Annotated in this window: 30 protein-coding genes; 15 read left to right on the plus strand and 15 right to left on the minus strand. The window is 71.9% G+C overall.

Annotation, left to right across the window (positions count from 1 at the left end; translation table 11 throughout):
• Positions 1–47: 47 nt before the first annotated feature.
• Complete coding sequence (locus LJB74_RS10320) at positions 48–941, minus strand: NAD(P)H-binding protein (RefSeq protein WP_259308446.1); 894 nt, start codon at positions 939–941, stop codon at positions 48–50.
• 139 nt (positions 942–1,080) lie between these two features.
• Here LJB74_RS10320 and LJB74_RS10325 point away from each other — a divergent pair, with 139 nt between their 5' ends.
• The 8 genes from LJB74_RS10325 to LJB74_RS10360 all read left to right on the plus strand — a co-directional run bounded on the left by LJB74_RS10325 (position 1,081) and on the right by LJB74_RS10360 (position 9,744).
• Positions 1,081–2,928 carry a hypothetical protein gene (locus LJB74_RS10325; RefSeq protein ID WP_259308447.1) on the plus strand — a complete coding sequence of 616 codons (1,848 nt, stop codon included), beginning with the start codon at positions 1,081–1,083 and terminating at the stop codon, positions 2,926–2,928.
• Between the two features lie 26 nt (positions 2,929–2,954).
• Entirely contained in the window at positions 2,955–3,464 is a 510-nt protein-coding gene (locus tag LJB74_RS10330) for a low molecular weight protein-tyrosine-phosphatase (protein WP_259310336.1), read from the plus strand.
• Between the two features lie 112 nt (positions 3,465–3,576).
• On the plus strand, positions 3,577–4,734 hold the full coding sequence (locus LJB74_RS10335; RefSeq protein WP_259310337.1) for a pyridoxal phosphate-dependent aminotransferase: 1,158 nt from the start codon (positions 3,577–3,579) through the stop codon (positions 4,732–4,734).
• Positions 4,716–5,264 carry a YkvA family protein gene (locus LJB74_RS10340; RefSeq protein WP_259308448.1) on the plus strand — a complete coding sequence of 183 codons (549 nt, stop codon included), beginning with the start codon at positions 4,716–4,718 and terminating at the stop codon, positions 5,262–5,264. The genes LJB74_RS10335 and LJB74_RS10340 overlap by 19 nt, the downstream gene beginning before the upstream one ends.
• 50 nt (positions 5,265–5,314) lie before the next feature.
• Positions 5,315–7,216, plus strand: a complete 1,902-nt coding sequence (locus tag LJB74_RS10345) for a heavy metal translocating P-type ATPase (RefSeq protein ID WP_259308449.1) — start codon at positions 5,315–5,317, stop codon at positions 7,214–7,216.
• A 207-nt stretch (positions 7,217–7,423) separates the two neighbouring features.
• On the plus strand, positions 7,424–8,449 hold the full coding sequence (locus LJB74_RS10350) for a diguanylate cyclase (protein ID WP_259308450.1): 1,026 nt from the start codon (positions 7,424–7,426) through the stop codon (positions 8,447–8,449).
• 156 nt (positions 8,450–8,605) lie between these two features.
• Positions 8,606–9,442, plus strand: a complete 837-nt coding sequence (locus tag LJB74_RS10355; RefSeq protein ID WP_259308451.1) for a sigma-70 family RNA polymerase sigma factor — start codon at positions 8,606–8,608, stop codon at positions 9,440–9,442.
• 65 nt (positions 9,443–9,507) lie between these two features.
• Positions 9,508–9,744: a DUF1059 domain-containing protein gene (locus tag LJB74_RS10360; protein WP_259308452.1), complete on the plus strand. Its 237-nt coding sequence runs from the start codon at positions 9,508–9,510 to the stop codon at positions 9,742–9,744.
• A gap of 49 nt (positions 9,745–9,793) precedes the next feature.
• Here LJB74_RS10360 and LJB74_RS10365 read toward each other — a convergent pair whose 3' ends face one another.
• Together LJB74_RS10365 and LJB74_RS10370 are read right to left on the minus strand one after the other, a co-directional pair.
• Positions 9,794–10,432, minus strand: coding sequence for a hypothetical protein (locus tag LJB74_RS10365; protein WP_259308453.1), 639 nt, complete (start codon positions 10,430–10,432; stop codon positions 9,794–9,796).
• A 90-nt stretch (positions 10,433–10,522) separates the two neighbouring features.
• A complete protein-coding gene (locus LJB74_RS10370) occupies positions 10,523–10,852 on the minus strand; it encodes a hypothetical protein (protein ID WP_259308454.1) in 330 nt (109 codons plus the stop codon).
• Positions 10,853–11,149: 297 nt separating this feature from the next.
• On the opposite strand from LJB74_RS10370, the gene LJB74_RS10375 reads away from it, so the two are divergent.
• Both LJB74_RS10375 and LJB74_RS10380 read left to right on the plus strand, forming a co-directional pair.
• A complete protein-coding gene (locus tag LJB74_RS10375) occupies positions 11,150–11,611 on the plus strand; it encodes a hypothetical protein (protein WP_259308455.1) in 462 nt (153 codons plus the stop codon).
• Between the two features lie 16 nt (positions 11,612–11,627).
• The gene (locus LJB74_RS10380; RefSeq protein ID WP_259308456.1) at positions 11,628–11,864 is read left to right on the plus strand and encodes a hypothetical protein; all 237 of its coding nucleotides are present in this window, start codon (positions 11,628–11,630) and stop codon (positions 11,862–11,864) included.
• Between the two features lie 416 nt (positions 11,865–12,280).
• On the opposite strand, the gene LJB74_RS10385 is transcribed toward LJB74_RS10380, so the two are convergent.
• Together LJB74_RS10385 and LJB74_RS10390 are read right to left on the minus strand one after the other, a co-directional pair.
• The gene (locus LJB74_RS10385) at positions 12,281–12,703 is read right to left on the minus strand and encodes an NUDIX domain-containing protein (RefSeq protein ID WP_259308457.1); all 423 of its coding nucleotides are present in this window, start codon (positions 12,701–12,703) and stop codon (positions 12,281–12,283) included.
• A 151-nt stretch (positions 12,704–12,854) separates the two neighbouring features.
• Entirely contained in the window at positions 12,855–13,067 is a 213-nt protein-coding gene (locus LJB74_RS10390; RefSeq protein WP_259308458.1) for a hypothetical protein, read from the minus strand.
• Positions 13,068–13,416: 349 nt separating this feature from the next.
• On the opposite strand from LJB74_RS10390, the gene LJB74_RS10395 reads away from it, so the two are divergent.
• Together LJB74_RS10395 and LJB74_RS10400 are read left to right on the plus strand one after the other, a co-directional pair.
• Positions 13,417–13,779 carry a hypothetical protein gene (locus LJB74_RS10395; protein ID WP_259308459.1) on the plus strand — a complete coding sequence of 121 codons (363 nt, stop codon included), beginning with the start codon at positions 13,417–13,419 and terminating at the stop codon, positions 13,777–13,779.
• Positions 13,780–13,916: 137 nt separating this feature from the next.
• Entirely contained in the window at positions 13,917–14,483 is a 567-nt protein-coding gene (locus LJB74_RS10400) for an ion channel (RefSeq protein WP_259308460.1), read from the plus strand.
• 57 nt (positions 14,484–14,540) lie between these two features.
• Here the strand turns inward: LJB74_RS10400 and LJB74_RS10405 are convergent, their stop codons facing one another.
• Together LJB74_RS10405 and LJB74_RS10410 are read right to left on the minus strand one after the other, a co-directional pair.
• Positions 14,541–14,984, minus strand: a complete 444-nt coding sequence (locus LJB74_RS10405) for a hypothetical protein (RefSeq protein WP_259308461.1) — start codon at positions 14,982–14,984, stop codon at positions 14,541–14,543.
• Positions 14,985–15,069: 85 nt separating this feature from the next.
• Positions 15,070–15,624 carry an RNA polymerase sigma factor gene (locus LJB74_RS10410; RefSeq protein ID WP_259308462.1) on the minus strand — a complete coding sequence of 185 codons (555 nt, stop codon included), beginning with the start codon at positions 15,622–15,624 and terminating at the stop codon, positions 15,070–15,072.
• Between the two features lie 299 nt (positions 15,625–15,923).
• On the opposite strand from LJB74_RS10410, the gene LJB74_RS10415 reads away from it, so the two are divergent.
• The gene (locus LJB74_RS10415) at positions 15,924–16,490 is read left to right on the plus strand and encodes a dihydrofolate reductase family protein (RefSeq protein ID WP_259308463.1); all 567 of its coding nucleotides are present in this window, start codon (positions 15,924–15,926) and stop codon (positions 16,488–16,490) included.
• A 61-nt stretch (positions 16,491–16,551) separates the two neighbouring features.
• On the opposite strand, the gene LJB74_RS10420 is transcribed toward LJB74_RS10415, so the two are convergent.
• Genes LJB74_RS10420 through idi form a run of 8 tightly spaced genes read right to left on the minus strand, consistent with a single transcriptional unit; the run spans position 16,552 to position 23,202 of the window.
• Positions 16,552–17,127 carry a GrpB family protein gene (locus LJB74_RS10420; protein ID WP_259308464.1) on the minus strand — a complete coding sequence of 192 codons (576 nt, stop codon included), beginning with the start codon at positions 17,125–17,127 and terminating at the stop codon, positions 16,552–16,554.
• Between the two features lie 21 nt (positions 17,128–17,148).
• Positions 17,149–18,045, minus strand: a complete 897-nt coding sequence (locus LJB74_RS10425) for a prenyltransferase (protein WP_259308465.1) — start codon at positions 18,043–18,045, stop codon at positions 17,149–17,151.
• Complete coding sequence (locus LJB74_RS10430) at positions 18,042–18,413, minus strand: lycopene cyclase domain-containing protein (RefSeq protein ID WP_259308466.1); 372 nt, start codon at positions 18,411–18,413, stop codon at positions 18,042–18,044. The genes LJB74_RS10425 and LJB74_RS10430 overlap by 4 nt, the downstream gene beginning before the upstream one ends.
• A complete protein-coding gene (locus tag LJB74_RS10435) occupies positions 18,410–18,772 on the minus strand; it encodes a lycopene cyclase domain-containing protein (RefSeq protein WP_259308467.1) in 363 nt (120 codons plus the stop codon). The genes LJB74_RS10430 and LJB74_RS10435 overlap by 4 nt, the downstream gene beginning before the upstream one ends.
• On the minus strand, positions 18,769–20,538 hold the full coding sequence (gene crtI / locus LJB74_RS10440) for a phytoene desaturase family protein (protein ID WP_259308468.1): 1,770 nt from the start codon (positions 20,536–20,538) through the stop codon (positions 18,769–18,771). The genes LJB74_RS10435 and crtI overlap by 4 nt, the downstream gene beginning before the upstream one ends.
• Positions 20,535–21,584 carry a squalene/phytoene synthase family protein gene (locus LJB74_RS10450; RefSeq protein ID WP_310650840.1) on the minus strand — a complete coding sequence of 350 codons (1,050 nt, stop codon included), beginning with the start codon at positions 21,582–21,584 and terminating at the stop codon, positions 20,535–20,537. Before LJB74_RS10450 ends, crtI begins: the two co-directional genes overlap by 4 nt.
• Positions 21,581–22,612, minus strand: a complete 1,032-nt coding sequence (locus LJB74_RS10455) for a polyprenyl synthetase family protein (protein WP_259308469.1) — start codon at positions 22,610–22,612, stop codon at positions 21,581–21,583. Before LJB74_RS10455 ends, LJB74_RS10450 begins: the two co-directional genes overlap by 4 nt.
• Complete coding sequence (gene idi / locus LJB74_RS10460) at positions 22,609–23,202, minus strand: isopentenyl-diphosphate Delta-isomerase (RefSeq protein WP_259308470.1); 594 nt, start codon at positions 23,200–23,202, stop codon at positions 22,609–22,611. The genes LJB74_RS10455 and idi overlap by 4 nt, the downstream gene beginning before the upstream one ends.
• Before the next feature lie 76 nt (positions 23,203–23,278).
• Between idi and LJB74_RS10465 the strand changes: the two genes are divergently transcribed.
• The gene (locus LJB74_RS10465; protein WP_259308471.1) at positions 23,279–23,926 is read left to right on the plus strand and encodes a MarR family winged helix-turn-helix transcriptional regulator; all 648 of its coding nucleotides are present in this window, start codon (positions 23,279–23,281) and stop codon (positions 23,924–23,926) included.
• 42 nt (positions 23,927–23,968) lie between these two features.
• Entirely contained in the window at positions 23,969–26,041 is a 2,073-nt protein-coding gene (locus tag LJB74_RS10470) for an elongation factor G (RefSeq protein ID WP_259308472.1), read from the plus strand.
• Positions 26,042–26,162 lie beyond the last annotated feature (121 nt).

A 26,162-nucleotide genomic window follows, 5' to 3' on the forward strand; every position in this document is an offset into this window, starting at 1 on the left:
CACCAGGCGCACCCGGCCGGTCTGCCCGGCGCGGTACAGCGTCCGCGTCAGCGTGCGCGCAACCCCTGCCACTCCTGCGGGTTCGCCGCGAGCCAGTCGTGGAACGTCTGGGCCGGGCGCCCGGCGAACCGTTCCACCGTGTCCGACACGACGGCCAGCTCGCCGGAGGCGATCGCCGTGTACGACGTCACCCACCCGTCGACCTCGAAGCGGGGCGCATGGAACCGGGCCCGCGACTCGTAGGCTTCGTCGACGGTCTCCGGGTGGTAGGTCACCGACCGCCCGGTCGCGGCGCTGAGCTCGGCCGCGACCTCGTCCAGGTCCAGCAGCGCCGGCCCGGTGACGTCGTAGGTGGTGCGGTCGTGGTGCTCCGGGTGACCGTCGAGCAGGACGGCCGTCGCGACGTCGGCGAGGTCGTCGTGGCCGACGGACGCCACCCGTCCCGTGCCGGCCGGCCCCCGCAGCACCCCGTCCGCCCCGACCCACCGGACCCAGCCCTGGTGGTACAGGGAGCTCCGCAGGGCGGTCCATCGCATCCCGTTCTCGGCGGCGCGACGCCCGAGGTACTGCTCGGTCATCCAGTGGTCCCGTCCCAGCGTGAAGGTGCACGCAGGCGCCGCGCCGAGGAACGAGAGGTACACGACCTGGCCGACGCCCGCGGCCACGGCGGCGTCGATCGCCGCGACGTGCTGCATGACGCGATCCGGGGCCTCGCGGCCGGAGACGAGGAACATCGCCGAGACACCCCGCAGCGCTGCGGTCATCGCCGCGGTGTCGGCGTACCCGTCGGCGACGGCGACCTGCGCCCCCGGGAGCCGTGGCGCGCGGGAGGGGTCCCGGACGATCAGGCGCTGGGGCGCCCCCTCGGCCGCCAGCCGGAGGGCCAGGCGGCCACCCAGGGCGCCGGTCGCGCCGGTGAGGGCGATCAGGTGCGGGGTCATGGCCCCACGCTAGGCCAGCGGGTACCGCACGGCACCCGAACCGGCCTCCTGGGCTGGTGCGCCCGCGTTGCCGTCGCCGGCGGCTGAACTCGGGGGCCCGACGTGCCGATGTACTCCAGGACAGGATGGAGGTCCGCGCGTGGCGACGTGGTTCACGAGGAAGCGGGAGACAGCCGAGCCCGCACCCGCGGCGGTCGAGGAGACCGATCCTCTGACGGCGCTGCTCGCGGCGTCGCACCTGCCGGTGACCGACGTCGACGAGCAGTTCGGCGCCGTCCCCGCGGGGGTGCGCGCGACCGTCGACGAGCACACGCTCGTCGTGGTCGTCGAGAACGTCCACCCGCCGCGCGCGCACGACCGCGCCCTCGCCTTCGGCCTGGCCGAGGCGCGTGGACGACGGCTCGCGATATTCCTGCCCGCCGAGGACGAGACCGTCGTCCTGGCGACCCGCTCACGCACCGCGCTGCTGCGCAAGGTGCCGATCGACCTGTACACCTACGACGGCACGCGGGCCGTCGTGCACCCGCCGCTCTCGGAGCGGATGCTGCGCAGCGGCGCCGGCGAGTCCGACGGCCTCGAGCGCGCCGAGGAGTACCGGGTCCCTGCGCGGCTCGCGGTCACCGCGGCCCCGATCGAGGCCTGGGCCAACCACGAGCGCAACCTGACCCCGAAGCACCTGAAGTCCGCGCGCGCGTGGGTCTGCGAGGGCCAACGGGTGCTGTCGTTCCGCGCGACGCGGAACGGGTTGAAGGTCGTCGCGGGAGTTCGGGACGACTCGCTCCCCGACCCCGAGCCGCTGACGCTGACGCTGACCGGGACGACCCCCGCCGCGCGGGTCGACGAGATCATCGTCCGGGTCGAGGCGGCCATCGCACGTCGTCGGGCCGAGCGGGCGCCCGGGTACCGCGAGTACCGGATCGCGGCGACGCTCGAGCGGGTCGGCCGGGCCACCGACTGGGGCGACGGGCCCGTCTGGCGTCAGGTCCGGGGGATGCGCCCCGGCGGGGGGCACGCCCGGGTCCCGTTCGTGAGGATCGACGCCCAGAACCGCCTCCATGTCATCGAGGTCGCGCACCACCGCACCGGGCTCCTCGGGATCCGCGCGCTCGACTCCTGGATCTGGGCGACCGAGAACCGGGTCGCGCTCGCCGAGCACCTCGGGGTGCCGTTCATCTCCTCCGTCGTCCTCGACGTCGTCGTCGCCGTCGGGCCCGGGACGCCCGGGCTCGGCGCGCCGTCCGACGACGGGCCCGCGCGGAACGTCGAGCGCTCGACCGGTCCGGTGCCGACGCCGTCGGCGGACGGGACCCGCCCCGGCGGGAGGACCGACCTCGCCGACGACGACGTGGCGGACGACGCCGAAGGGGCCGAAGGCGCCGAAGGGGCGGAGGACGACGAGGCGGAGGACGACGAGGACGACCTCGACGAGGTGTCGTTGGCGGCGGTCCCGGCCCCCGTTCTCGCTCAGCTCGGCGCCCTCAGCGAGACGGTCGTCTGGGAGGCCCACGAGCTCTCGGCGTGGGACACCGAGCACCCCGTGCTGCGGACGACGGTGCGCTCCGGGGTGCCGGTGGCCCCCGAGCACGTCCCCCTCATGCCTCCCTCGCTGACCGCGGTGCAGGACTTCCTCCAGCTGGTCACGCCCGTCAGCGCTGCGTCGCCGGCGCCACCTCGGCCGACTGCGGCGGCGTCGCGGCCAGGTGCCCGCCACCCGTCGGCCGCAGCCCGCAGGGGATCCACGGTCTCGACTCACGGACCGGCTGATCCGGAGGTTCCCGGGCCCGCAGCGGTGGACCCGGCGACGCCGACCGGCACGTCGTCGGTGCTTCCTCGCCCGGGCTCGCCGGGCAGCGAGGAAGGTCCCGACGAGGCAGCTCCGCCCGAGAACCCGCTCGTCGACTCGGCACCTCCCTCAGCGACACGTCCGTCGGCAGGCGAACCCGGCCACGAACCCCGCCCCGACGCAGCGGCGACAATGGCACGGTGACCGACCTTCGAGAGCCGTTCCGTGTGATGACCGTGTGCACCGGCAACATCTGCCGCTCGCCGATGTCCGAGGTCGTCCTGCGCGACCGGTTCGCCGGTGCGGGCCTGGGTGACGACGTCCTGATCGACTCGACCGGGATCAGCAGCGAGGAGCACGGCAACCCGATGGACCAGCGCGCGCTGGCGGTCCTGCGCGACCACGGGTACGACGACCCGGCGATGCGGGCCCACCAGGCCCGCCAGGTCCGAGCCGCCGACCTCGCGGCGCGCGACCTCGTGCTCGCGATGACCTCCGCGCACGCGCGAGCACTGCGACGTCTTGCGGGGGACGACACGTCCCTGGTCGCGCGCGTGCACCTGTACCGGGAGTTCGACCCCGCGGCGCCCGTGCTGCGACCGGGGGACGCCGAGCACGTGCTCGACATCGACGATCCCTGGTACGGCGGCCGCTCGGCCTTCGAGGAGTGCCTGGTGCAGGTCGAGGCCGCGGCGGACGCCGTCGTCGCGCACGTCCTCGCGGAGCTGCACCGACGCTGACCGCGTGTCCGGACCGCACCGTGGTTCAGCCAGCACCACGGCCCGGTCGGCATCGCAGCCGCGTGAGGGGAAGGATGGGGCCATGACGTCCCCCGACGCGCACCGCAGCGGCCTGAAGGTCTCCCAGCGCTCCCACGTCCCCCCGTTCGCGGTGATGGAGATCCTCGCGGCCGCCAACGCGCGACGCGCCGCCGGCCAGTCCGTCGTCAACCTGTGCGCGGGCGAACCGTCCACCGGGGCCTCGGACGTCGTGCGGGAGCGGGCGATCGAGCTGTTGACGAGCGGTGACCTCGGCTACACCGAGGCGATGGGCGCGCCGGCGCTGCGCGCCGAGATCGCCGCCCACTACGGACGCTGGTACGGCGTCGACGTCGACCCGTCCCGGGTGGCGGTCACGACGGGGTCGTCGGGTGGATTCATGCTCGCGTTCCTCGCGGCGTTCGACGTCGGCGACCGGGTCGCTCTCGCGCGCCCGGGCTACCCGGCGTACAAGAACATCCTCACCGCGCTGGGCTGCGAGGTCGTCGAGCTGCCGTGCGGGCCGGAGACCCGTTACCAGCCGAGCGCAGCGCAGCTCGAGGCGCTCGACGTCCCGGTGGACGGACTCGTGGTGGCGAGCCCGGCGAACCCGACCGGCACGATGATCGGCGCCGAGGCCCTCGCCGAGCTGGCGGCGTGGTGCGCCGGTCACGGTGTCCGCCTGATCAGCGACGAGATCTACCACGGCATCACCTACGGGGAGCCGGCGGCGACGGCTGCGCACCACCTCGGGACCGGTGCCGTCGTCGTCAACTCGTTCTCGAAGTACTGGGCGATGACCGGGTGGCGGCTCGGCTGGCTGCTGCTGCCCGACGACCTCGTGACCCCGGTCGACGCGCTCGCTGGCAACGTCGCGCTGTGCCCACCGGCATTGGCGCAGCACGCGGGTGTCGCCGCGTTCAGCGAGGAGGGGTACGCCGCGGCGGCCGCGAACGTCGCGCGCTACGCGGACGCGCGCCGGTTGCTGCTGGACCGGCTGCCGGAGCTCGGCTGGGCGCGCATCGCGCCGGCGGACGGTGCGTTCTACCTGTACGCGGACGTCTCCGCGTCGGGCCTCGACGCACAGACCTGGTGCGCGCGCGCCCTCGACGAGGCGGGCGTCGCGCTCACACCCGGCACCGACTTCGACGGCGTCGACGGGTCGGACTGGGTGCGGCTGTCCTTCGCGTCGTCGGTGGAGGTCGTCGGCGAGGCCGTCGACCGGATCGTCGCGTGGCAGCGGACGCTCTGACGGCCGGTGGCCTCGCCGGCAGCCTCGCGGGGCTGTCCGGGTGGCCGGTCGGATGGGACGTCGCGCTGGGTGTCCTCGCCGGGCTGCTGGTTGCGTGGGTCGCGCTCGTCGTGGCCCTGTGGGTCGCGATGCCCGACCGCACGACGGTCCGCGAGATGTTGCGGCTCCTGCCCGACGTCGTGCGGCTGGTGCGGCGGCTCGCCGCGGACCGTGACCTGCCGCGAGGGGTGCGGACCCGGCTGTGGCTGCTCCTCGGCTACCTCGCGCTCCCGTTCGACCTCGTGCCGGACGTCATCCCGGTGCTGGGCTACGCAGACGACGCCGTGGTCGTCGCACTGGTGCTCCGATCGGTCGCCCGGCGGGCGGGTCGCGACGCGATCGTGCGACGCTGGCCGGGCAGCGCGGAGGGCCTTGCGGCGGTGCTCGTGCTGTGCGGGATCGACGCCCGCCCGGCCCCGGATCGCGGCGACGCGGCCTCGTCCGGCACCGGCTCGGCGGGGCCGTCGGAGCCCTCCGGATCCGCTCAGTAGAGCCTTTCCTTGCTGGCGGGGAGCCCTCCGCAGGAGGTAAACCGGACACCATGGACCGTATTCGCTCATCCGCGCGCACCTACCCGCTGGTCGCCACCACGATCGCGGTCGGGCTGCTCGGCGGGGCCGTCGCCCTCGCCGGGTTCTCCGACGGGACGCGCTGGCTCCTGAGCGTCTACGCGCTCGTCATCGCCGCCGTGCAGACCCGCGGCATGGTCGAGGACATCCGGCACGGGACGTGGGGGATCGACATCCTCGCGGTCACGGCGATCGTCTCGACCGTGGTGGTCGGGGAGTACTGGGCGTCCGTCGTCGTCGTGCTCATGCTCACGGGTGGTGCCGCCCTGGAGGACTACGCCGCCGGCCGTGCGCGCCGCGAGCTGAGCGCCCTGCTCGAGCGTGCGCCACGCATCGCTCACCGGGTCACCGAGGACGGCACCGTCGAGGACGTCGACATCGACGTGGTGGTCGTCGGGAACGAGCTCATGGTCAAGCCGGGGCAGGTCGTGCCGGTCGACTGCGTGCTGCTGTCCGAGGCGGCGTCCTTCGACGAGTCGTCGCTGACCGGGGAGTCCATGCCGGTCGAGCACGTGCGCGACGACGCGTTGATGTCCGGGTCCGTCAACGGGCCGGCCGGGGTGCGGGTGCGTGCGACGGCGACCGCAGCCGACTCCCAGTACCAGACGATCATCGCGCTGGTGCGGGAGGCCTCGGAGTCCAAGGCGCCGTTCGTGCGGCTCGCCGACCGGGTGGCCGTGCCCTTCACCCTGGTGTCGTTCGTGATCGCCGGCGTGGCGTGGGCGATCTCCGGCGAGGGCATCCGGTTCGCCGAGGTGCTCGTCGTCGCCACGCCCTGCCCGCTGCTGATCGCCACCCCGGTCGCCTTCATGGCCGGGATGTCACGCGCGGCCAAGAACGGCATCATCGTGAAGAACGGCGGCACGCTCGAGCGGCTCGCGCGGATCCGCACGGCGGCGTTCGACAAGACGGGCACCCTCACGCGCGGGACCCCGGAGGTCGTGGCCGTCGTGAGCACCGACGGTGTGGACACCTCCGAGCTGCTGCGGCTCGCCGCGAGCGTCGAGCAGTACTCGGGTCACGCGCTCGCCGCGTCGATCGTCGCGGCCGCCGCGGCGAAGGGCGAGGTGCTCAGCGAGGGCCACGACGTGCACGAGACCACCGCGCACGGGGTGTCTGCGCTGGTCGACGGTCGGGCGGTCGTGGTCGGCAAGGCGGCGTTCGTCGCCGAGCGCGTGACGTCCGGCACGATCTCACCCGTCGCTCTCGCCCCGGGTCAGATGGGCGTGTACGTCGGCATCGACGGAGAGTACGGCGGCGCGATCCTGCTCTCGGACCGGGAGCGTCCGGAGGCCCGTCAGACCCTCGCCGAGCTGCACCGGCTCGGGGTGACGAGCGTCGTCATGCTGACCGGCGATGCCGAGACCACCGCGCGTCACGTCGCGACCGAGCTCGGCGTCGACGACGTCCGGGCCAACTGTCTGCCGGCGGACAAGGTGCATGCCGTCGCGTCGCTCGACGTCCGCCCCGTGATGATGGTCGGGGACGGCGTGAACGACGCTCCGGTGCTCGCGGCCGCCGACGTCGGCATCGCGATGGGGGCCCGCGGGTCCACGGCCGCGAGCGAGTCCGCGGACGTCGTGATCATGCTGGACGACGTCTACCGGACCGCGAAGGCGGTGGGCATCGGGCAGCGGACGGTCTCGGTCGCGATGCAGGCGATCGGCATCGGCGTCGCGATGAGCCTCGCCCTCATGGTGCTCGCGGCCTTCGGGTGGATCCCGGCGATCGTCGGTGCGGGGCTGCAGGAGTTCGTGGACCTCGCGACGATCCTGTGGGCACTGCGGGCGTCGACCCACGGCCCGCGCGAACCCGCGGACCACCTGACGATCGCCACCGACGAGTCCCGGCTGCCGCTCCCCGTCAGCGTCTGACCCGCTCCGACCCCCGCGAGCCCGCTCCGTACCCCGCGAGATCGTGAGTCTCGGTCGAGATCGTGAGTCCGGACCGACGATCTCGACCGAGACTCACGATCTCGCGATCTCGCGGTGGCGATGTGGGTTGGGGCGCCTTGCTCAACTTCGTCGGCGATCGGGTCGATGATGGAGTGAGCATGGTCCCTGCGTGGTGGGAGGGCCTCGATGGCTGGTCGCAGCACTCGCGCGGGCCTCCCGTCGGCGCCCCGTCGCCCGTGGGGTGATCGGGCGCGGGACCTGCTGGCCGCTCCTGACACCGTCGCCGGGATGCTTCCCGCGACGGCGACGGTAGCCGTCCTTCTCGTGCTCCCCGCGCGCCACTGGTCGGCACCGGCGCTCGCCGGCCTGGTGGGCGCCTCGGTCGTGGGTGCCTTCTTCGCGCTGCTGTGGCTCGTGGTGGCGCGGCGGCGGCAGCCACCACGATGGAGCCTGCACGTGGAGATCGTGGCGGGCAACGTCCTGATCACCGCTGTCGTGGCGATCGCGGCGACCGAGCGCCTCGCGATGGCCAACCTCTACATGCTGACCGCGACCTTCGCCGTCCTGCTGTTCTCCGCCCGCGCCGCGCTCGCCCACATCGCGGTGGCCGGGGCCCTCTACGCGGCGGTGCTCACCTTCGGACCCGCGACCGGTGACGCGCCGGTGGTCGCGTGGCTCGCGGTGTTCGGCACGACTGCCGTCGTCGGTGCCGTCGTGATGGGGCTCGTGAACGTGCTGCGCCTTGCCGCGACCGTGGACCCGCTCACAGGGCTGGCCAACCGGCGGGCCTGGGACGCGCGGCTCGATGAGGAGATGGAACGCTCAGGTCGGTCCGGTGCGGCGCTGTCGGTCGTCGTGATGGACCTCGACGGGTTCAAGGACATCAATGATCGCGACGGGCATGTGGCAGGTGACCGCCTGCTCCAGGCCATCGCCCGAGCCTGGCAGACGCAGGTGCGTGACGGTGGGGACTTCCTCGCCCGGATCGGCGGTGACGAGTTCGCCGTGATCGCGCCTGGCTCGGACGAGGTGGGGATCCGTCGCCTGATCAGACGTCTGGACGAGGCGGCACCGGCCGGGACGTCCTTCTCCGCCGGCGAGGCCACCTGGGACCGGGCCGAGCGGGCCACGGAGCTGCTCCATCGGGCCGACCTCGCCATGTACGAGACGAAGCTCAAGCACCGACGTGACCGCCGCTCCCACACCGCCTGACCGAGCGGGGACTCCCCGGATCAGCTGACGATCGCCACGGACCGGACCCCGCTCGGAGTGCGGCGCGAACCCGCGGCCTCGCGGGCCGACTGTGGTCACACTCGACCAGGCTCGCGCGTCAGTGGGATGACCGACGGTGGTGGGAGGGTGGAGGCTGTGGACCGGACGAGCCTGTTCGAGGCTGAACGACCGCGCCTGGTGGGGATCGCGAGCCGTCTGCTCGGCGATCGTGCCGAGGCCCAGGACATCGTGCAGCAGGCGTGGTTGCGGCTGCACGGGACGGACGCCGAGATCGACAGCCTGCCGGCCTGGCTGACGACCGTGACCAGCCGATTGTGCCTCGACCGGCTGCGATCACGGACCCCCGTACCGGTGGAGGACGTCGAGCCACAGGGGACCGTCAACGATCCGGCCGACGACGTCGCGCTCGCCGACACGGTCGGTCTGGCTCTGCAGGTCGTGCTCGAGCGGCTCTCCCCGCGCGAGCGAGTCGCGTTCGTGCTCCACGACAGCTTCGGCTTCGAGTTCCCGACGATCGCAGCGGTCCTGGACACCACGCCGGCGGCGGCCCGCAAGCTGGCCTCGCGGGCCCGGGCCAAGGTCGGCCAGCCGCACCCCGAGGACCGGCTCGCCGACTGGGAGGTGGTCGACGCGTTCATGGCTGCCGCCAGGAACGGGGAGTTCGACCGGCTGCTGCGGCTGCTCGCACCCGACGCCACCGTGACCGCCGACGACGCTGCGGTCCTGGCCGGCACTCCGCAGCGGATCGACGGTCGCGACGAGGTGGCGACGTTCTTCAACGGCAGCGCCAAGGCCGCGCTCCCGGTCTTCGTCGGCGACCGTCCCGGCAGCGCGTGGTTCCACCTCGGCGCGGCTCGGGTCGTCTTCGACTTCACCGTCGACGACGGCCTCGTGCGGACCATCACCTTCCGCGCCGCGCCCGAGGTGCTCGCGCGCGTCGTGCGTCGCGACGGTGATCACCCACGGGTCTGACGCGGTCACACCCGGGCCGTCTCGATCGTCAGTACATCAGCACACCCCATCATCAGGAGGCGACGATGAAGACCATGACCTGCCGGGCCCTGGGAGGGCCCTGCGACCTGGAGCACCACGGGCAGAGCGCGGACGACGTCATCAAGGCACAGGATCGCCACCTCAAGGAGGCGGAGAAGGCCGGCGACGTGACCCACCAGGAAGCCCGGGACGCGATGAAGAGCCGCTGGCGCCACCCCCAGGCGTCGATGAGGTGGTACCGCGACGCCCAGCAGGCCTTCGCCGCCCTCCCCGACGACTGAGATCGGGGCGGGTTCTCCGCTGTTCCACGTACTGCTGAACCAGGTTTGTTCAGTTGATGCGGACCCCGGCTCGCGCGGCCTTCAGCTTCTTGGTGAGAGACCGGTACTCCTCGGCGCTCTTCGTGAACTGGTAGGACTCCTCGACCTGCTCAGTGCCCTCCTTCCAGTACGACCAGGCCTCCCGTTTGACGTCCGGTGAGGCTGCGTCGAGGTACATGGTCGACAAGAGTGCGAACAGCTGGGGGTCCTGGGTCGGTCCCCCGTCGCACAGCTCGTCGCCGTTCTGCGGAAGCCGGGCCTTGTCCCAGAACGCCCATGTGCTGCGGAGAGTCACGTCGTCGTACGAGAGGTCGCCGCGGATGAGGTCCGCCATCCAGGTGTAGGGCGCGCAGTCCGGCCCGGCAGCCCAGGCGACGGAGAACTCTGGACTTGAGCGGTCCAGGTCGTTGTACTCGATCGCCGCGGCCCTGATCTCGGCCTCCTCCGCCCAGAACTCTGCGGCGCCCGGAACCCCGTTGGCGGACTGGGCCCGGTCTGTCCCGTCTGTCGTCGCCGAGCGAGGTGCCGGGCTGCTGGTTGCGGCAGGGTCGGTCGCACTCGCGTCAGAGGTCGTGGTGGCCTGGACGCAGCCGGACGTCGCAAGGCAGCCGACCGTGACGATCGCTGCCGCGACGATTCTGCAACGCATGACTTGCCCCCCTTGGCCAGCCTGTCGCACCTCGCGATCCCGGACATCCTCCGAACGAGTGGTACGAACGGACGAGCTTCACCGGTCGGGTCACGTCGCCGGCGTGCGCCCCATGGTCAGGAGATGGGGGCTCAGGTCACGCAGCCCGGGCTGTGACTCGTAGGCCTCTGCCAGGGTTCGGGCGGCCGCGATCAGGTGCGGGTCGTGCGATCGGCTGACCTCGAGCGCAAGGGCGCCGGGACCCTCCAGACCGACGGTCCGGACATCGCGCAGCCCCGCGTCGAGCGCCTCCTGCTCGAGATCGTCGGCCAGGTGGACGTGACCCCCGGGAAAGCCGGCCGCGAAGACCCAGCCGCCGGGACGGACCACCCTGATCGCTCGCTCCCGAAGCTCCTCGGGGTACTTCCTCGGTGCCACCATGACTCTCATCCTCTCTGGGATTGAGAGCCTCCATCAGACCCGGGGCGAGACATAGTACGCAAGAACCCGAGCATCGACATGCTCTTGTGGCGACCCTTCAGACATCGAGACAGTGTCACAGGTCGCGCCCCGGCCCCGCACGGATATGCGCGCGATTCCTGTGGGTCGGACTCGCTGTCGACGGTGGTGTCGACCACGAATGGGGTCGTCAAGTTCCAGCACGCCGGGTGTGCGAAACGGCACACTGGAATCCAGGGGGCAGGCGGTCACCCGCCCCGCAGGGGGCAAAGGAAGATCATGTGGCGATGGGTTGTTGCGGTCGTTCTGGTGGTGGCGTGCGGGACGGTCGCGGGGTGCTCGAGCGCGAGGGTCGGATTCGGGATACCGCAGCAGCCGTCACCGAGCGCATTCCCCGGTGTGCGTCACGACGTCACCGGGGTGGTGGTCGTTCAGGAGAACGGCTGCGTCGACGTCGATCTCGGTAGCGACGGTCGTCGCTGGGTGGTCTGGCCCGACACGGTGACGGAGGCGAACGGTGGGGCGGACGTCATGGTCGGCGGGCACCTGGTGGCTGACGGTGACCAGCTGACTGGTACCGGGATGCTCCTGGACGGGAGCGAGCTCAGGACGTGGAGCGGGAGGAATGAGATCCCGCTCGGGAGTTTCGGCTCGTTCTGCTCGGCCGGCACGTATGGCGTCGTGATACTCGATGACGCGACGGTGACAACCCCGTCCGCCGCGTCCCGGTCATTCTTCTGAGACGAAAGGTGCGCGCATGCCTCCTCGAATGTCCGCCCGTGCGATCTTCTGGTGGGGTGTCGGAGCCGTCGTCACGTCGCTGGTTGGCACCCAGATCCTCACGAGGTTGATCTCCTCCGACCAGGTCTCCGTGAGCGTCACGTGGAACACGTGGATCTCTCCGATTCTCTCCGCCATTCTGATCCTGGGCGCGACCATGATCGGCGGGTCGATCGTCGTGCGGGCGATGCGGGACGACGACGGACGGCCATAGGCTCCCCGACTCGCGTCCGTAGGGGTGGCGATTTCCTGGCTGAAGCCGTCGAGTCGGCAGCGATTGTCGAGTCGCACGACGGGGAAGCGTTCGAGAAGGCCGCTCTTGACCTGCCCGGAGCACATTCTCAACGCGCCGCGGCGCCACCGTGACAGGCGCTACGGTGACGAGTGGGAGATTCTCCACCTCAAGGAACCAGTGATGTTCGTCCTCTTCGCGGGCGCATCCCTCATTGAAACCTTGGACGACTCGCTACGAGCGCTCTGGCGTCGACGCACCGGCACGTCGACGAGGCGCGATGACCGCGTGATCCCCTTCACCGACGCGAGCACGTGACCCGAACGCAACCCGAACAACCGGGGCAGTCGCCTTGTCGCGCGCGGCACCCTCAGGTCGTGCCGAGTCCTGCAGCGGGCTCAATGGTCGGACATCAGGTTGTCGAGGCCGTCTGGGTAGAGCGGGTACGGGCTCCCCTCGCGCGGACGCCAGGTACCGACGGTGTCCGGGTCGTCGTTGCACGGGGTTCGTTCGACCGAGTAGTCCTCCGAGGAGGCGAACTCGGCCTCGTGCACCACGACCAGCTCGTGACCGGCTTGTCCTTGGTAGACGAACAGGTTCTCCAGGACACCGAGCTGCGCGCCGACCGTGACCTGGATCCCGTACTCCTCCCTGAGCTCGCGGACCAACGTCTGTGCAGCGAGCTCCCCGAACTCGATGCCGCCACCGACCGCCCGGTGATGGACCCGACCGGTGCCGGGCTCCGTCGTCTCATCGACGAAGATCGCGCCCGTACGCGGGTGTCGGATGACGGCAACGGCAAGCGGGCGAGGTTGCGACATGCCGCCGAGACTACGGGCGACCCGTGCGTTCAGTGAGACATGACCGGATGTGGCCGATCGGCGTTCTCAGCGCCTACGCGCGTCGCGACCGTTGTGAGACGGGCACTTTCGTGAGTACCGCCGTGGTGATCGCGGCAGGGCTGCATCGCGGTCATGGCCGGAGCGGCCCGATGTCCTCCCCGGCGGACCCGCAGTCTGCCTGCACGCGTCGGTCGGCAGCGAAGTAGGCATCCATCTGGGAGGCCGTGGCGGTGTCCAAGCTGCCCCGCCAGGAGAAGACGTACGTCATGTCGCGCTGCAGGTTCGCCCACGCAGGATCGGCCGTGGCCGCGTGATCGGCATCGGCGCGAGCAGTGGCTACCACCGCGTCAGCCTGTGCCGCGGTGGTAGCCACCGAGTGCCGGTTGAAGCTCGCGTACGCCTGGCACGCGCCCTGAGCAGCAGCCTGCCCGGGGCTTTCACCGCTGCACGCCGCAAGCGTCGCCGCCACGATGGCCAATGGCACGACAGCTACCAGGCGACTGCAGATCATTGTCCGGATCATGTATTCCCCCTGCCTGACTTTCCGGAACGTCGACCGCTTCACGCCTCGTTTGAATTCACGTTGCCAGCCGATACTCGCTCACGTCAATTGGCCGGGTCGTTGAGATAACGTGCGTGGCGGCATCCAGGGGGTGCTGTCCACGCGGAGCGGAGCGTCATGAGGCATCGGCTTGCGGGTATGGCCATCGTCCTCTCCGTGGTGCTCGCCGGGGGGAGTCCTCGCCTACCGCGTCGCCTACGGCACATGGTGGGGAACGCCGGATCACCTCAGCTACTGCGGGCGCACCTACCTGCGCGGGACCGCTGGACTGACGCACGCCGAGATCGTCGGGCTCCGTGCTGCTCTGCCCGGCGACGCGCCCTACCCGGTCGTGGCGGTCGCCACGGTCCCACCCGTCGTCGGCCACCCGCTCCTCGCGGCCGTCACCCCGCAGGCCGAGCGGCAGCGGCTCGGCGTTCCGTGCACCATGGCGGTCTACCTGAAGACCGGGACCGACAGCTACACCGGGTACGCCCTCTCCGGCGGCGCATAGCCGCGACCAGGGTCACGAGGCCTGACCGGGCGCTCTGCGTCGAGTCGCGGATCGCTGGTCAGGCTTCGGCGGGGCGTGCGGCGGTGGGGCGCACGGGATGATCGGCGCCATGACGACCAGCAGCCGCCTGGAGCGGTATGAAGCGCGCACGTCCGGCCCACTGTCCGTCCTCGCGCTGGTGGGCCTATCTCGCCCGGCACCCCATCGACGTGGTCGTGGTGGTCGTGCCGATGCTGCGGCCGCTGCGGGTGCTGCGGGTGTTCGCCATCGGCCAGGTGCTGCTGACCCGTGACCGGGGTCTGATCCAGACGGGCCGGGCGATCGCGTTCGCGGCGGGTGTGCTGATCGTGATCGGCGCGCTGGCGATCCTTGATGCCGAGCGCGGTTCGCCCGGGGCCACGATCGCGACCTTCCCCGACGCCTTGTGGTGGGCGATGGCGACGGTCACGACCGTCGGGTACGGCGACGTGTACCCGGTGACGGCCGTCGGCCGGCTCGTGGCCGCCTCCCTCATGCTGGTCGGCATCAGTCTTCTGGGGATCGTCACGGCGACCGTCGCCGCGTGGTTCATGCGGGCCGAGAGCACGAGCCCGCGCGTCGGCATCGCCGATCGCCTTCGCGACCTCCACGCCCTCCACGCGGAGGCAGTCATCAGCGACGACGAGTTCACGGACGCCAGGGCGCGGTTGCTCGTGGACCTCTGATCGCACCGGTGCCACCTGGTCACCAGCTGTCCGCAGCGGACAGCAGGGCGAGCCGGGTCAGCCGATCGTGAAGCCGCCGATGACGGTGGTGCCGTCCGAGTCGTAGACGGGGACCGTGCGGGTGCGCCCCTGGTTCGCCTGTTGCTGGGTGATGGCATCGGCCGGGCTGGTGGGCAGCGGCCCGCCCTGCAGGTCGGTGGCGTAGGCGTAGCCGTCCTTGCCGTTGGTTGCGGTCACTGCGACCAGGTCCGGCTCGCCCTGGTCGGCGGAGCCGCTGACCCCGTAGGTCTGGCCGTGCGCGTTGACCCCGAGACGGGTCGGGACGTAGTTCACGTACTGGATGGTGACGGTGCCGGTGAAGCCCCCTGCCGGCGTCACGTACAGGGTGTCGACCGAGTCGTTCAGCGGGAAGTCGTACCAGGTCCGGGCGTGCCCGATCGCTGACGCGGCATCCCAGGACCCGCTGGGGTTGTTGCCGGCGGCGTCGGTGCCGAAGTTCACCGACCCGACCGTCAGGGGGTGATCGTGACGCGCGCGTGGGTGGCCGCGGCGGGACGGGGCTCGAGCGGGATCGCCGTCCCGGCGGTCACGGATCGGGTGATGGGTGCCTCGAGCATCGAGACGATCGGGGCCCCCGGGACAGGCGCATCTTGGCTGCCGACTCGCTGATGCCGATCGCGGCCGCCGCATCCTTGACGCTGAACTCCTCCAGCGCGGTCATCGCCAGCAGGCGGACATCTGCCGGCCGGGCGCCGGTCATCGCCGCTCGCACCCGTGCGTCGCGCGCCGGGTCGAGGTCCTCGAACATCACGGCGGGATCCGGGGCGTGCTCCGGTGGAGGAAGAGCCGCGAGGAAGCGACGGTAGCGGTGCCGGGCGCGAGCCTCGTTGCGGTAGACGTTCAGCGACGTGACGATCAACCAGGGCAGCGCCGACCCGTCCACGAATCGCACCGAGCCGCGCCGCCGCCACAGCTCGAGGAACGCCGCCGCCGTCAGGTCCTCCGCGTCAGCCGGTGCGCAGCCCAGCCGGATCACGTGCCGGACGACGCGGTCGCGGTGACGATCCCAGATCAGCCCGTACAGCTGCGCCTCGCCCGCAACGACGCGGCCCCACAGCACCTCGTCGGACTCTGCCTCCATACCTCGATAGTGTCCGCACCCACCACCCACGTCACACCTGCCGACGGGGAGCGGTGCGTCAGTACCCGCGACGCCCTGAACAGGCCATGACCGGTTCAGGATCCAGGGCGCCCTCCTCGGGTGGCGAGATGGCCGACGACGTCGTCCTCCGCGACGGTCGCAGGTGAGCGCCGCGCGTGGTTCCTGACACTCGTGGCGAGGTAGGCGCGCATCGTGGGGTCTGGTGAACGGTCCCCGTCGGTGTTGCCGGTGTCGGGGTGGCGTTGCACGCTGGTGGCCTCGTCCGGACGGAGGGCTCCATGGGCAAGCTGATCTACGCGGCCAACATCTCGCTCGACGGTTTCCTGGAGGACGAGGCCGGGGCGTTCGACTGGTCTGTGCCCGACCAGGAGGTGCACGCGTTCTGGAACGAGCACGAGCGCCGCATCGGCACGGCGCTGTACGGGCGACGCATGTACGAGACGATGCGCGTCTGGGAGTCCGACGACTGGCTGACGGACCAGCCCGCGGTGGTCCGCGAGTTCGCCGACATCTGGCGCGACACCGACAAGATCGTCTACTCCACCACCCTCACCGACGTCTCCACCGCGCGCACGAGGATCGAGCGGACGTTCGACCCCGAGGCTGTCCGACGCCTCAAGGAGACCTCCAGCGCGGACGTGAGCATCGGCGGCGCGGGGATCGCGGCCGAGGCGTTCCGGCACGGTCTGGTCGACGAGTGCGTGCTGCTGCTGTGCCCGGTCCTCGTGGGCGGCGGCAAGCCGGCGCTGCCCCGGGGGGTACGGCTCGACCTCACGCTCCTCGACCACCGACGCTTCGGCAACGGTGTGGTCTACGTCCGCCACGCGGTGCGCAACCCCGCCTGACACGTGTGGCGCCGGGCAGCGGCTCTGACGGTGCGCGCTGCGTCGAGTCTCGGATCGCCGATCAGGTTGCGCGGGGGTCCGCGCTCGCGGCTCTCCAGGATCGTGCCCGGGTGAGGATGTCGCGCACGACGTCGGTCTTGGCGTCGGCGTAGTCGTTCATGTCGGCCCACTGCTGCTGCGCCAGGCGACGCTTGACGGTCGCGTACAGGATGCGGTCGTCACGGCTGATGCGAAGCCAGTCCCTCAGGTCCAGGTAGTCGCGCTCCTCGGTCCGGCCCGTGGCGTACACGTGCAGGTGCACGTCGCGTTGCGGGGTCCGGAACATGCGATGGTCCGGCTCGCGGACGCGCAGCTCGAAGCCCGCCGCCTCCAAGGGTGCGACGAACGCGGCCTCGTCCTCGACGTCGTCGACGATCAGGAGCATGTCGATGAGGGGCTTCGCGGCCAGGCCCGGTACCGACGTCGAGCCGATGTGCTCGAGACGGCGCACCCGGTCGCCCAGGGCTCCCCTGACACGGTCGGCGAGAACCTCGAAGCGCGTGGGCCACGCGTCGTCGTACTCGGCCAGCACGATGTGCGCAGGCTCCCTGCCACCGATCAGTACCGCATCGAGGTACGCGTTGCGATCGTGGTCCACGACGCCATTGTCTCCCGCCGATCACCGGGACCGGAGCGCGATCCAGATCAGCAGCTGGGTGACGAGGAACCCGCTGACCAGGTTGAGCCACAGGAACCGTCGCCAGCCGCGGTTGGCGGCTTCGCAGTCGTCGTCCGTGAGGTTCCGGAACGGCGCGACGCTCGCGAGGTAGCCGAGCGGGATCACGGCCGCGAGCCCGCCCGGCCACCCGGCGCCGAGCATCGCGACCGCCGCGAGCCCGTAGGCGATCATCGCGAAGCGCACGGTGCGGCGCGCGCCGAGCCAGGTCGCGATCGACGCGATCGATGCGGCACGGTCGGCGGTGACGTCCTGCACGGCGCCGAAGGCCTGGGAGGCCACGCCCCACAGGAAGAACGCGAGGAAGGTCGCGACGACGGCGACCGAGGCCCCGCCTCCGGCGATCACGAGGCCGAGAACCGCCGGGCTGACGAAGTGTGTGCTCGACGTGAGCGAGTCGAGCACCGGGCGCTCCTTGAAGCGCAGCCCCGGCGCCGAGTACGCGACGACCGCGAGCACCGAGACGCCGAGCGTGATCCGGGCAGCCGTGGAACCGACGGCAAGCAGGTAGACGAGGAACGGCACGTTCGAGAGCGCCGCGGACCACAGCGTCAGCCGGTGCCATCGTCGGCTCAGCACGACGCCCTCGATCCCGCCCTTGCGCGGGTTCCGGAGGTCCGACTCGTAGTCGAAGACGTCGTTGATGCCGTACATGAGCAGGTTGTACGGGACCAGGAAGTACACGGTCCCGATCACGAGCGTCAGGTCCACGCGGCCGGCGACCATCAGGTACGTGGCGGCGAACGGGTAGGCGGTGTTGATCCAGCTGATCGGCCGGGACGAGCCGATCACCTGCCGCAGCGCGACCGCGGCCGGCGGGCGGGACGTGTCCACGCTCATGGGGTCACCTCCGGGCTCCGGGAGGTTGGAGTCTCCACGTCGGCGAGTGGGCGACGCTCTGCCTGCTTCGGCGCGGGGCCGAGCAGCTCCCACGACGCAGGCAGCAGCACGGCGGCGACGATCGGCCACGCGAGGTCCTCGACGGGCGTCAGCCCGATCCGGAGTCCGGTGAGCGCCGACTCGTCGTACCGGAAGAGGTCCGCGGCGATCATCCACGTGTCGAAGACCACGGTGAGGACGACGAGCGCGCCGGCGGTGAGTGCCGTCGTCGCCCACCAGCGCCGGTCGGTGCGGCCGCGTCGCGCGGCGACGATCCCGACCACGGCCGCCAGGGTCAGGACGATGGCATCGAGATACAGGTAGGTCATCGCGGCACCTCGTCGCTGACCGGATGGCCCGTCGCCTGGGTGGACCGCGCCTCGAGCAGGCGACGGATCAGCGCGTGGCCGACCAGCGTCAGGTAGCAGAGGAACGTCACGAAGAACAGCTCCTCGACGGGCAGGTGCGGTGCGATCTCCACGCCGACGAGCGCCTGCCCGTGCCCGCGCTGGAAGAACCCGAGGTGGATCGCGGCAGCATCCCAGGACAGGAACACCGCGACCCCGACGAGCAGCACGATCGCGCCGCGCCGCGCGTCCGCCCACAGCACCAGGCGCCATCGGCGGTCGAGCAGGACCATCGAGGCGATCGACACGACGAGCGCGCCGAGGTACAGGCCGCGGATCACAGCGGGGCCGCCAACGGCTCCGTCGACTGGTCCGACCCGAGGCGTTTGACCAGCACCTCCGCGCTGATCAGGCACATCGGCAGGCCGATGCCCGGGATCGTGCTCCCCCCGGCGTAGAACAGCCCGTCGATGCGGCGCGACGCGTTGCGGCCGCGCAGGAACGCGCTCTGCCGCCACGTGTGCGCAGGTCCGAGCGCCCCACCCGACCACGCGTGGAGATCCGCGGCGAAGTCCCCGGGCCCGACCGTGCGCCGCACGACGATGCGCGATCGGAGGTCCGGGATACCGGCCCAGGTCGCCAGCTGGTCGATCGCGGCATCGGCCGCCTTCTCGACGTCCGGGTCGCCTCGGCCGTCGACGCCACCGCGTCCGATGCTCACGTCGGCCGGGACCGGGACCAGGATGAACACGTTCTCGGCACCGTCCGGGGCCACCGTCGGGTCCGTCGCGGACGGCTTGCACACGTACGTCGAGGCGGGATCGGGCACGCGCCGGTCCGATCCGAACACGTCGTCGAAGTTCTGCTGCCAGTCCGCCGTGAAGAAGAGCGAGTGGTGCGGGAGCTGCGGGATCCTGCCCTCGACGCCGAGGTACACGAGCACGGCGCCCGGCCCGGGGTCGCGGGTGTCCCACCACGACTGCGGGTAGGTCCGCAGCTCCGGTGCGACCAGCTCGGTCTCCAGGTGGTGCAGGTCGGTGGCGCCGACCACGACGTCGGCGTCAAGGCTCCGGAGCATTCCGGCGGGGTCCCGGTAGGTGACGCCGGTGACCCGTGCGCGCGACCGCCGGCGGAGGCCACGCGCACGGGAGCCGCCGGGACCGGAGGAGTCGAGCCCGCGAGCCCCGCTGTCGAGTGGAGCGTTCTGCGACGACACGCCCGCGTGTCGGTCGCAGAACGCTCCACTCGACGCCGCGGGGTGGGGGTGGGGGTGGTCGGGGTGACGGACCTGCGCCGTGGTCGTGATCGCGGTCGCCTCGGCCCCGAGGTGGATCCGGACGCCCTCGGCGCGTGCGAGGTCGGCGATCACCTCGATCAGGCGCGCGAACCCACCCTGCGGGTACCGGACGCCGTCGGCCAGGTCGAGGTGACTCATCAGGTGGTACATGCTCGGTGCACGGTCCGGGGAGGACCCGAGGAAGACCGCCGGGTAGCCGAGGATCTGCCGCAGCCGGGGGTCGTCGAACGACCGCGCGACGTGGCGGTCGAGCGTCCGGGTCAGGAGCGAGACCAGTCGCGGGGCGCGCCGCACGACGTCCGCGCGCAGCAGCGTCGCGAGCGACTCGAAGCTCGTGTAGAGGAACCGGCGGACCGCCAGGTCGTAGGCGTCCTTCGCGGTGGACAGGTACGCGTCGAGCGCCGCGCCGGCACCGGGCTCGATCGCCTCGAAGGTCGCGACGTTGCGCGCACGGTCCGGGTGGATGTCCACCGGCGCCGGGCGGTCGGAGTCAGGAGACCCGCCCGGTCGTCCCTCGAAGAAGACGCGGTATCCGGGCTCGAGCAGCGTGAGGTCGAGCTGTTCGGCGGTGCTCGTCCCGAGCAGCGCGAAGAAGTGGTCGAACACCTCCGGCATGAGGTACCAGGACGGCCCGGTGTCGAACCGGAAGCCGTCGGCCTCCCAGGAGCCTGCGCGACCGCCCACAGCGTCGTGCTGCTCGAGCAGGTCGACCTCATAGCCCTGGCGCGCGAGGAGGGCCGCCGAGGCGAGCCCGGCGATCCCGCCCCCGATCACGACGACGCGGCGGCCGGCGCCGGGGCGTGCCGTCATGACCGGGTCCCGTCGGGTGCGACGAGTGCCTGAGCTGTGCCGGACGCGCGGGGGATGCCGGACGTGCGGGGTTCACGGGAGGCGTCGGCCGTGCGGGACGTGTCGGAGGTGGCGGACGCGGGGGAGATGCGGGAGAAGTCGCCCCTTCGCGCCGGTACGACGGCCCGAGAGCCGACGATCGCGCGGAGCACGACCCACGCCTTGACCACCGTCGGGACCCTCACCCGTGTCCGCGCGATCTCGGACGCCGGCGTGCGGCGCAGCCGACGTGACAGCTCCGCGAACAGCCCGTGCGCGGCGCTCACGGCGCGCCGGCTGCTGCGAGGCAGGTGCGTGATCGCGCGCGCCGCAGCGGCCAGGTCCGCGTCGACCTCGTCGAGCAGGGCGTCGCGCTCGGCATCCGTGAGGTGCTCGACGTCGACCGCGGCCACGTAGGTGCGCCCGAGGACGTCGTGGTCGGCGGCGAGGTCGCGCAGGAAGTTGACCTTCTGGAACGCGGCACCGAGCCGCTGAGCGCCGGGTGCGAGCCGGGCATACGCGCCCGGGTCGTGCGGCTGACCCGCCAGGAACGCGCGCAGGCACATGAGACCGACGACCTCGGCCGACCCGTAGACGTACGCCGACAGGCTCTCCGCGTCGTGGCTGCTCACGTCGAGGTCGGCGCGCATCGACGCGAAGAACGGTCCGATCAGGTCCGGTCCGATCCGGCACGTGCGCGCCGTCTGCGCGAACGCGTGCACCACGAGGTTCGTGCTGCACCCGGCGCGCACGGCGTCGTAGGTCTCGGCCTCGAGCGCGTCGAGCTGTCGCGCCGTGCGGTCCGGGTCGACCGCGCTGAACGGGCCGTCGACGATCTCGTCGGCCAGGCGGACGAGGGCGTAGATGTTCTGCACCCGGGTGCGCACGGGTTCGTCGAGCAGGCGGCACGCGAGGCTGAACGACGTCGAGTAGCGGCGGATGACGATCGCCGCGCTCGCGGCGGCCACGTCGTCGTACACGTCGCGCGCCCGGGTCGGCTCGTCGGCGGCGCGCTGGTCGAGGCTCATGCTGCTCTCCTGACGAACTCGTCGGTCATCGTCCCGACCCAGGCGGCGAAGTCGGCCGGGAGTCCGAGGTCGCTCGCGACGTCGAGCGCCGCGGTGAGGTAGCCGTCGGCGAGGTCCTCGACGACGTCGCGCGCACCGCAGGCGGTGAGCAGGCCGCGCACCACGTCGGCACGCGCCTCGTCGAGAGTCACGTCACCGATGAACGGCTCGATCTGCGGCCAGTCCGGGGTGCTCCGGGCGAAGGCGATCAGCGGTGTGGCCTTGCCCTCGCGGAGGTCCGTCAGGGCGCTCTTCCCCGTCGCGGCCTCATCGCCGAACACGCCCTGCAGGTCGTCGAGCAGCTGGAACCCGATGCCGAGCAGGCGACCCAGCTCGCTGAGGCGGCCGACGGCCGGGTCCGGCGCACCGGCCAGGACGGCCCCCGCCTGCAGGGGAAGCTCGAACGAGTACACCGCGGTCTTGTGCTCCTCCATGGTCAGCACCGCACCGAGCGATACCGGCGACAGGCCCATGCCGAGGGTCACGTCGGCAAGCTCTCCGGCGGCGCTGACGTGCACCGCGTGGTCCAGCAGGTCGAGCAGACGGCGCGTGGTGGCGGGGTCCGCACCGCACAGCGCGACCATGCGGACCGCTCCCGCGAGGGCGAGGTCCCCGGCGAGGATCCCGGCCGTCCGCCCGAGGGAGGTCGCGCGGTCGTCGTCGAGGCCGGCACGGGCGGCGCGTCGGGAGAAGCTGCCGGAGACGTTGAGCCGTCCGCGGCGGGTGTCGTCGCCGTCGATGACGTCGTCGTGCACGACGAAGGCCGTGTGCAGCAGCTCGATCGCGGCGCCGACCATCCCGACCGGTGCGGGGTCCGTCCCGCCGAACGCACGGTGCGTGGCGGCGACGAGCGCAGGACGGAACCTCTTGCCGCCCTGCGCGGCCGCCTCGAGGCTCGTCCACAGACCGTGCAGCTCGGGTCCGACGGCCTCGGCGCGCCTGGTGCGGTCGGTGAAGTACGCCGCGAGCACCTCGTCGTGGTCGTTCATGACGCCACCCCCGCGGGCACGGACAGGACGGCGGTCGGGGTGAGCAGGCGGTCGCCGCCGGTGCGCACCTGCTCGACCATCCACGGGCTCACGGCCCACGGGGCGGTCGCCACGAGCCCGGTCACCTCGTCCGGTCGGCACCAGCGCAGGTCCATCACCTCGTAGGGGTCCGGGTCGGGGTCCTCGTCGATGCTCGCGACGAACACCGGGCACACCTCGTTCTCGACCGTGCCCGAGGCGTCGACCGCGCGGTACCGGAAGTCGGGGAGGACCAGGCGCAGCCCGTGCACCGTGACGCCGAGCTCGTGGCAGGCGTGCCGCTCGACGGCGTCCGTGACGCTCTCGCCCGGGCGCGGGTGGCCGCAGACGGCATTGGTCCACACCCCCGGCCAGGTCCGCTTGGTCAGGGCCCGGCGGGTGAGCAGGACGGCACCGTCGGGACGGACCAGGTAGCACGAGAAGGCCAGGTGCAGCGGGGTCGTCGTGGTGTGGACGGTCGAGCGGGCGGCGCGGCCGATCGGCGCCCCGTCGTCGTCGAGCAGGACGACGTCGTCCGCGGGCACGCTGTGCAGCAGGCGGAGGGTCTCCATCGTGCTCTCCTCGGGTGGTCCGGGTGTCGTGCATATCGCTAGCCTGGCTAGTTAATAGTTACGGTAGCATCTTGGTGTGTCGACGAACAGCACCCGGACGAATCCCGCTCACGAACCCCCGACGGCGCGCCCGGCAGGGTCGGCAGGGTCGGGGCGGTCGGCTGAGGCCGAGCCGTCGGTCGGCTCGGGCTACTGGTACGACGACCCGGCCGTCGCCGACGTCGTCGACCTCCTGCGCGCGGTGCGACGCTTCCGACGCGCCGACCAGGAGATGCGTCGACGCCTGAGCGCCGACATGGACATGAACGAGACCGACCTGCACGCGATCCAGCTCGTCATCGAGGCCGAGAGCCGCGGCGACCACCTCACGCCCCGTGAGCTCGCGCGGCACCTCGCCATCTCGTCGGCGTCCACGACCAAGCTGCTCGACCGGCTCACCGCGTCCGGTCACCTCGCGCGCGCACCCCACCCGTCCGACCGTCGGTCGCTGATCCTCGCGTCGACCCCGGCCGCGCACGCCGAGGTCCGCGACCGGCTCACCCGCATGCACGAGCGCATGGCGCAGATCGCCCGGTCCGTCCCGGTCTCGTCCCGCGCCGACGTCGTCGCGTTCCTCGACGCCCTCGTCGCCGAGCTCGACCTCGAGGGCACCGGATCAGCGACCTCTCCGGCGGTCCGTCACACGCCAGCATCGAAGGTCCCGAGCAGTCCGTCCTCCGTCTGACTAGCCTGTCCCCAAGGCCCGCCTCCGACGAAGGAGCACCGCATGGGAACGGCAACGACGCCGAGGATCCGCAACGTCGCCCTGGTGGGCCACAGCGGGAGCGGCAAGACCACGCTCACCGAGGCGCTGCTGCTCAGATCCGGGGTCCTGACGCGAGCGGGCCGGGTCGAGGAGGGCACGACCGTCTCCGACCACGAGCCGGAGGAGATCGCCCGCGGCATCTCCCTGTCGCTCGCGATCGCACCGTTCGAGTGGACGGCGCCCGACGGCGAGACCTACAAGATCAACCTGCTGGACACCCCCGGCTACGCCGACTTCGGCGGTGCGGTGGACGCCGCGCTCGCCGTGGCCGACGTCGCCGTGCTCGTGGTGAGCGCGGTCGACGGCGTCGAGGCCGGCACCGAGGTCGCATGGGAGCAGTGCGCCGCGCTCGGCATCCCGCGGATCGTCTTCGTGACCAAGGAGGACAAGGCCCGCGCGGACTTCCAGCGTGTGCTGGCCGAGCTCCGGGCGGCGTTCGGCTCCGGGATCGTCCCGCTCGAGCTCCCGCTCGGCGAGGCCGAGTCGCTGCACGGTGTCGCGGACGTCCTCTCCGACCAGGGGCTCGAGTACGACGCGACCGGCCACCACCATGACGAGGCGTTGTCGGCCGACGTGGCGGCGGTCGAGCACGACCTGCACGAGGAGATCGCCGAGGAGATCGTCTCCGGCGACGACGAGCAGCTCGAGCGCTACCTCTCGGGCGACGTGCCCTCGGCGACGGACCTCGAGCGCTCGCTCGCGCACGAGGTGCGTGACTGCCTCGAGTTCCCCGTCGTCCTCGGCTCGGCGATCAGCGGTGTCGGGGTCGACCGTCTCGCGGACTTCCTGTGCGAGCTCGCACCCTCGCCCGCGGACCGGCCCCGTGCCGTGACGATCGGCGACTCCGAGGTGCAGGTCGCGGCCGACCCCGCGGGTGACCCGCTCGTGTACGTCTTCCGCACGGTCGCCGACCCGTTCGTCGGGCAGGTCTCGCTGTTCAAGGTGCTCTCCGGGACGGTCTCCGCCGAGGACCACCTGGTCAACACGACGACCGGTACCGCGGAGCGCGTGCACGGGCTCTTCACGTTGCGCGGCAAGGAGCACCTGCCCACCGACGCGGTCGTCGCGGGTGACCTCGCCGCCGTCGCCAAGCTCGCCGCCAGCCCGACCGGCTCGGCGCTCGCACGCACCGCGACGCCCGTGCGTGTCGTCGGCCCGGCCCCGCGTCCCACCCCGTTCGCGCTCGCGCTCCGGCCGCTCACCCAGTCCGACGACGACAAGCTCTCGGGTTCGCTCGCGCGGCTCGTCGCCGAGGACCCCACGCTCGCCGTCGACCGGACGGGCAGCCCCGGGGAGCCCGGGCAGACCGTCCTGCGCGGTGCGGGTGACATGCACCTCGCGGTGGCGCTCGAGCGGCTTGCGCGGAAGTTCGGCGTCAACGTCGCGACGGAGCCCGTCCGGATCGCCTACCGGGAGACCATCGCGCGAGCGACGCAGGCCGAGGGCAAGGTCAAGAAGCAGTCGGGTGGCCACGGCCAGTTCGCGGTCGCGCAGCTCAAGGTCGAGCCGACACCGCGAGGGTCCGGGTTCGAGTTCGTCGACAAGATCGTCGGCGGGTCCATCCCGCGGCACTACCTTCCGGCGGTCGAGCGGGGCATCGTCGAGGCGATGGCGTCGGGTGGCCTGCACGGCTTCCCGGTCGTCGACGTCCGGGTCGAGTGCATCGACGGGAAGTTCCACGCCGTCGACTCCTCCGACATGGCCTTCAAGACGGCTGCCGCTCACGGTCTCCGCGAGGCGCTCACCGCCGCCGGGACCGTCGTCCTGGAGCCGGTCTCCGCGGTGACGGTCACGGTGCCCGCCACCCTCCAGGGCGAGGTCCTGGGCGACCTCTCCTCGCGGCGCGGGCGCATCACCGGGACGAGCTCGCTTCCCGACGGCCGCAGCGCGATCACGGCGCTCGTCCCCGAGTCCGAGCTCAGCCGCTACGTCCTCGACCTCCGCTCCCTGACAGGTGGCCGCGGCGAGTTCGCCGCCGCCCACGACCACTACGAGCCCCTCCCCGACACCTCCACCCTCCCCACCCGCTCCTGACCCGACTGACCCCACCCCACCGCCCGCCCCACCCCCTCGCCGAGATCGCACACCCGCGCCGAGATCGTGACGTGGGACGTGCGATCTCGGCATGCGTGTGCGATCTCGCGGGCCGGAGCGT

The organism is Cellulomonas sp. P24 (genome assembly GCF_024704385.1).
GTDB lineage: Bacteria > Actinomycetota > Actinomycetes > Actinomycetales > Cellulomonadaceae > JAJDFX01.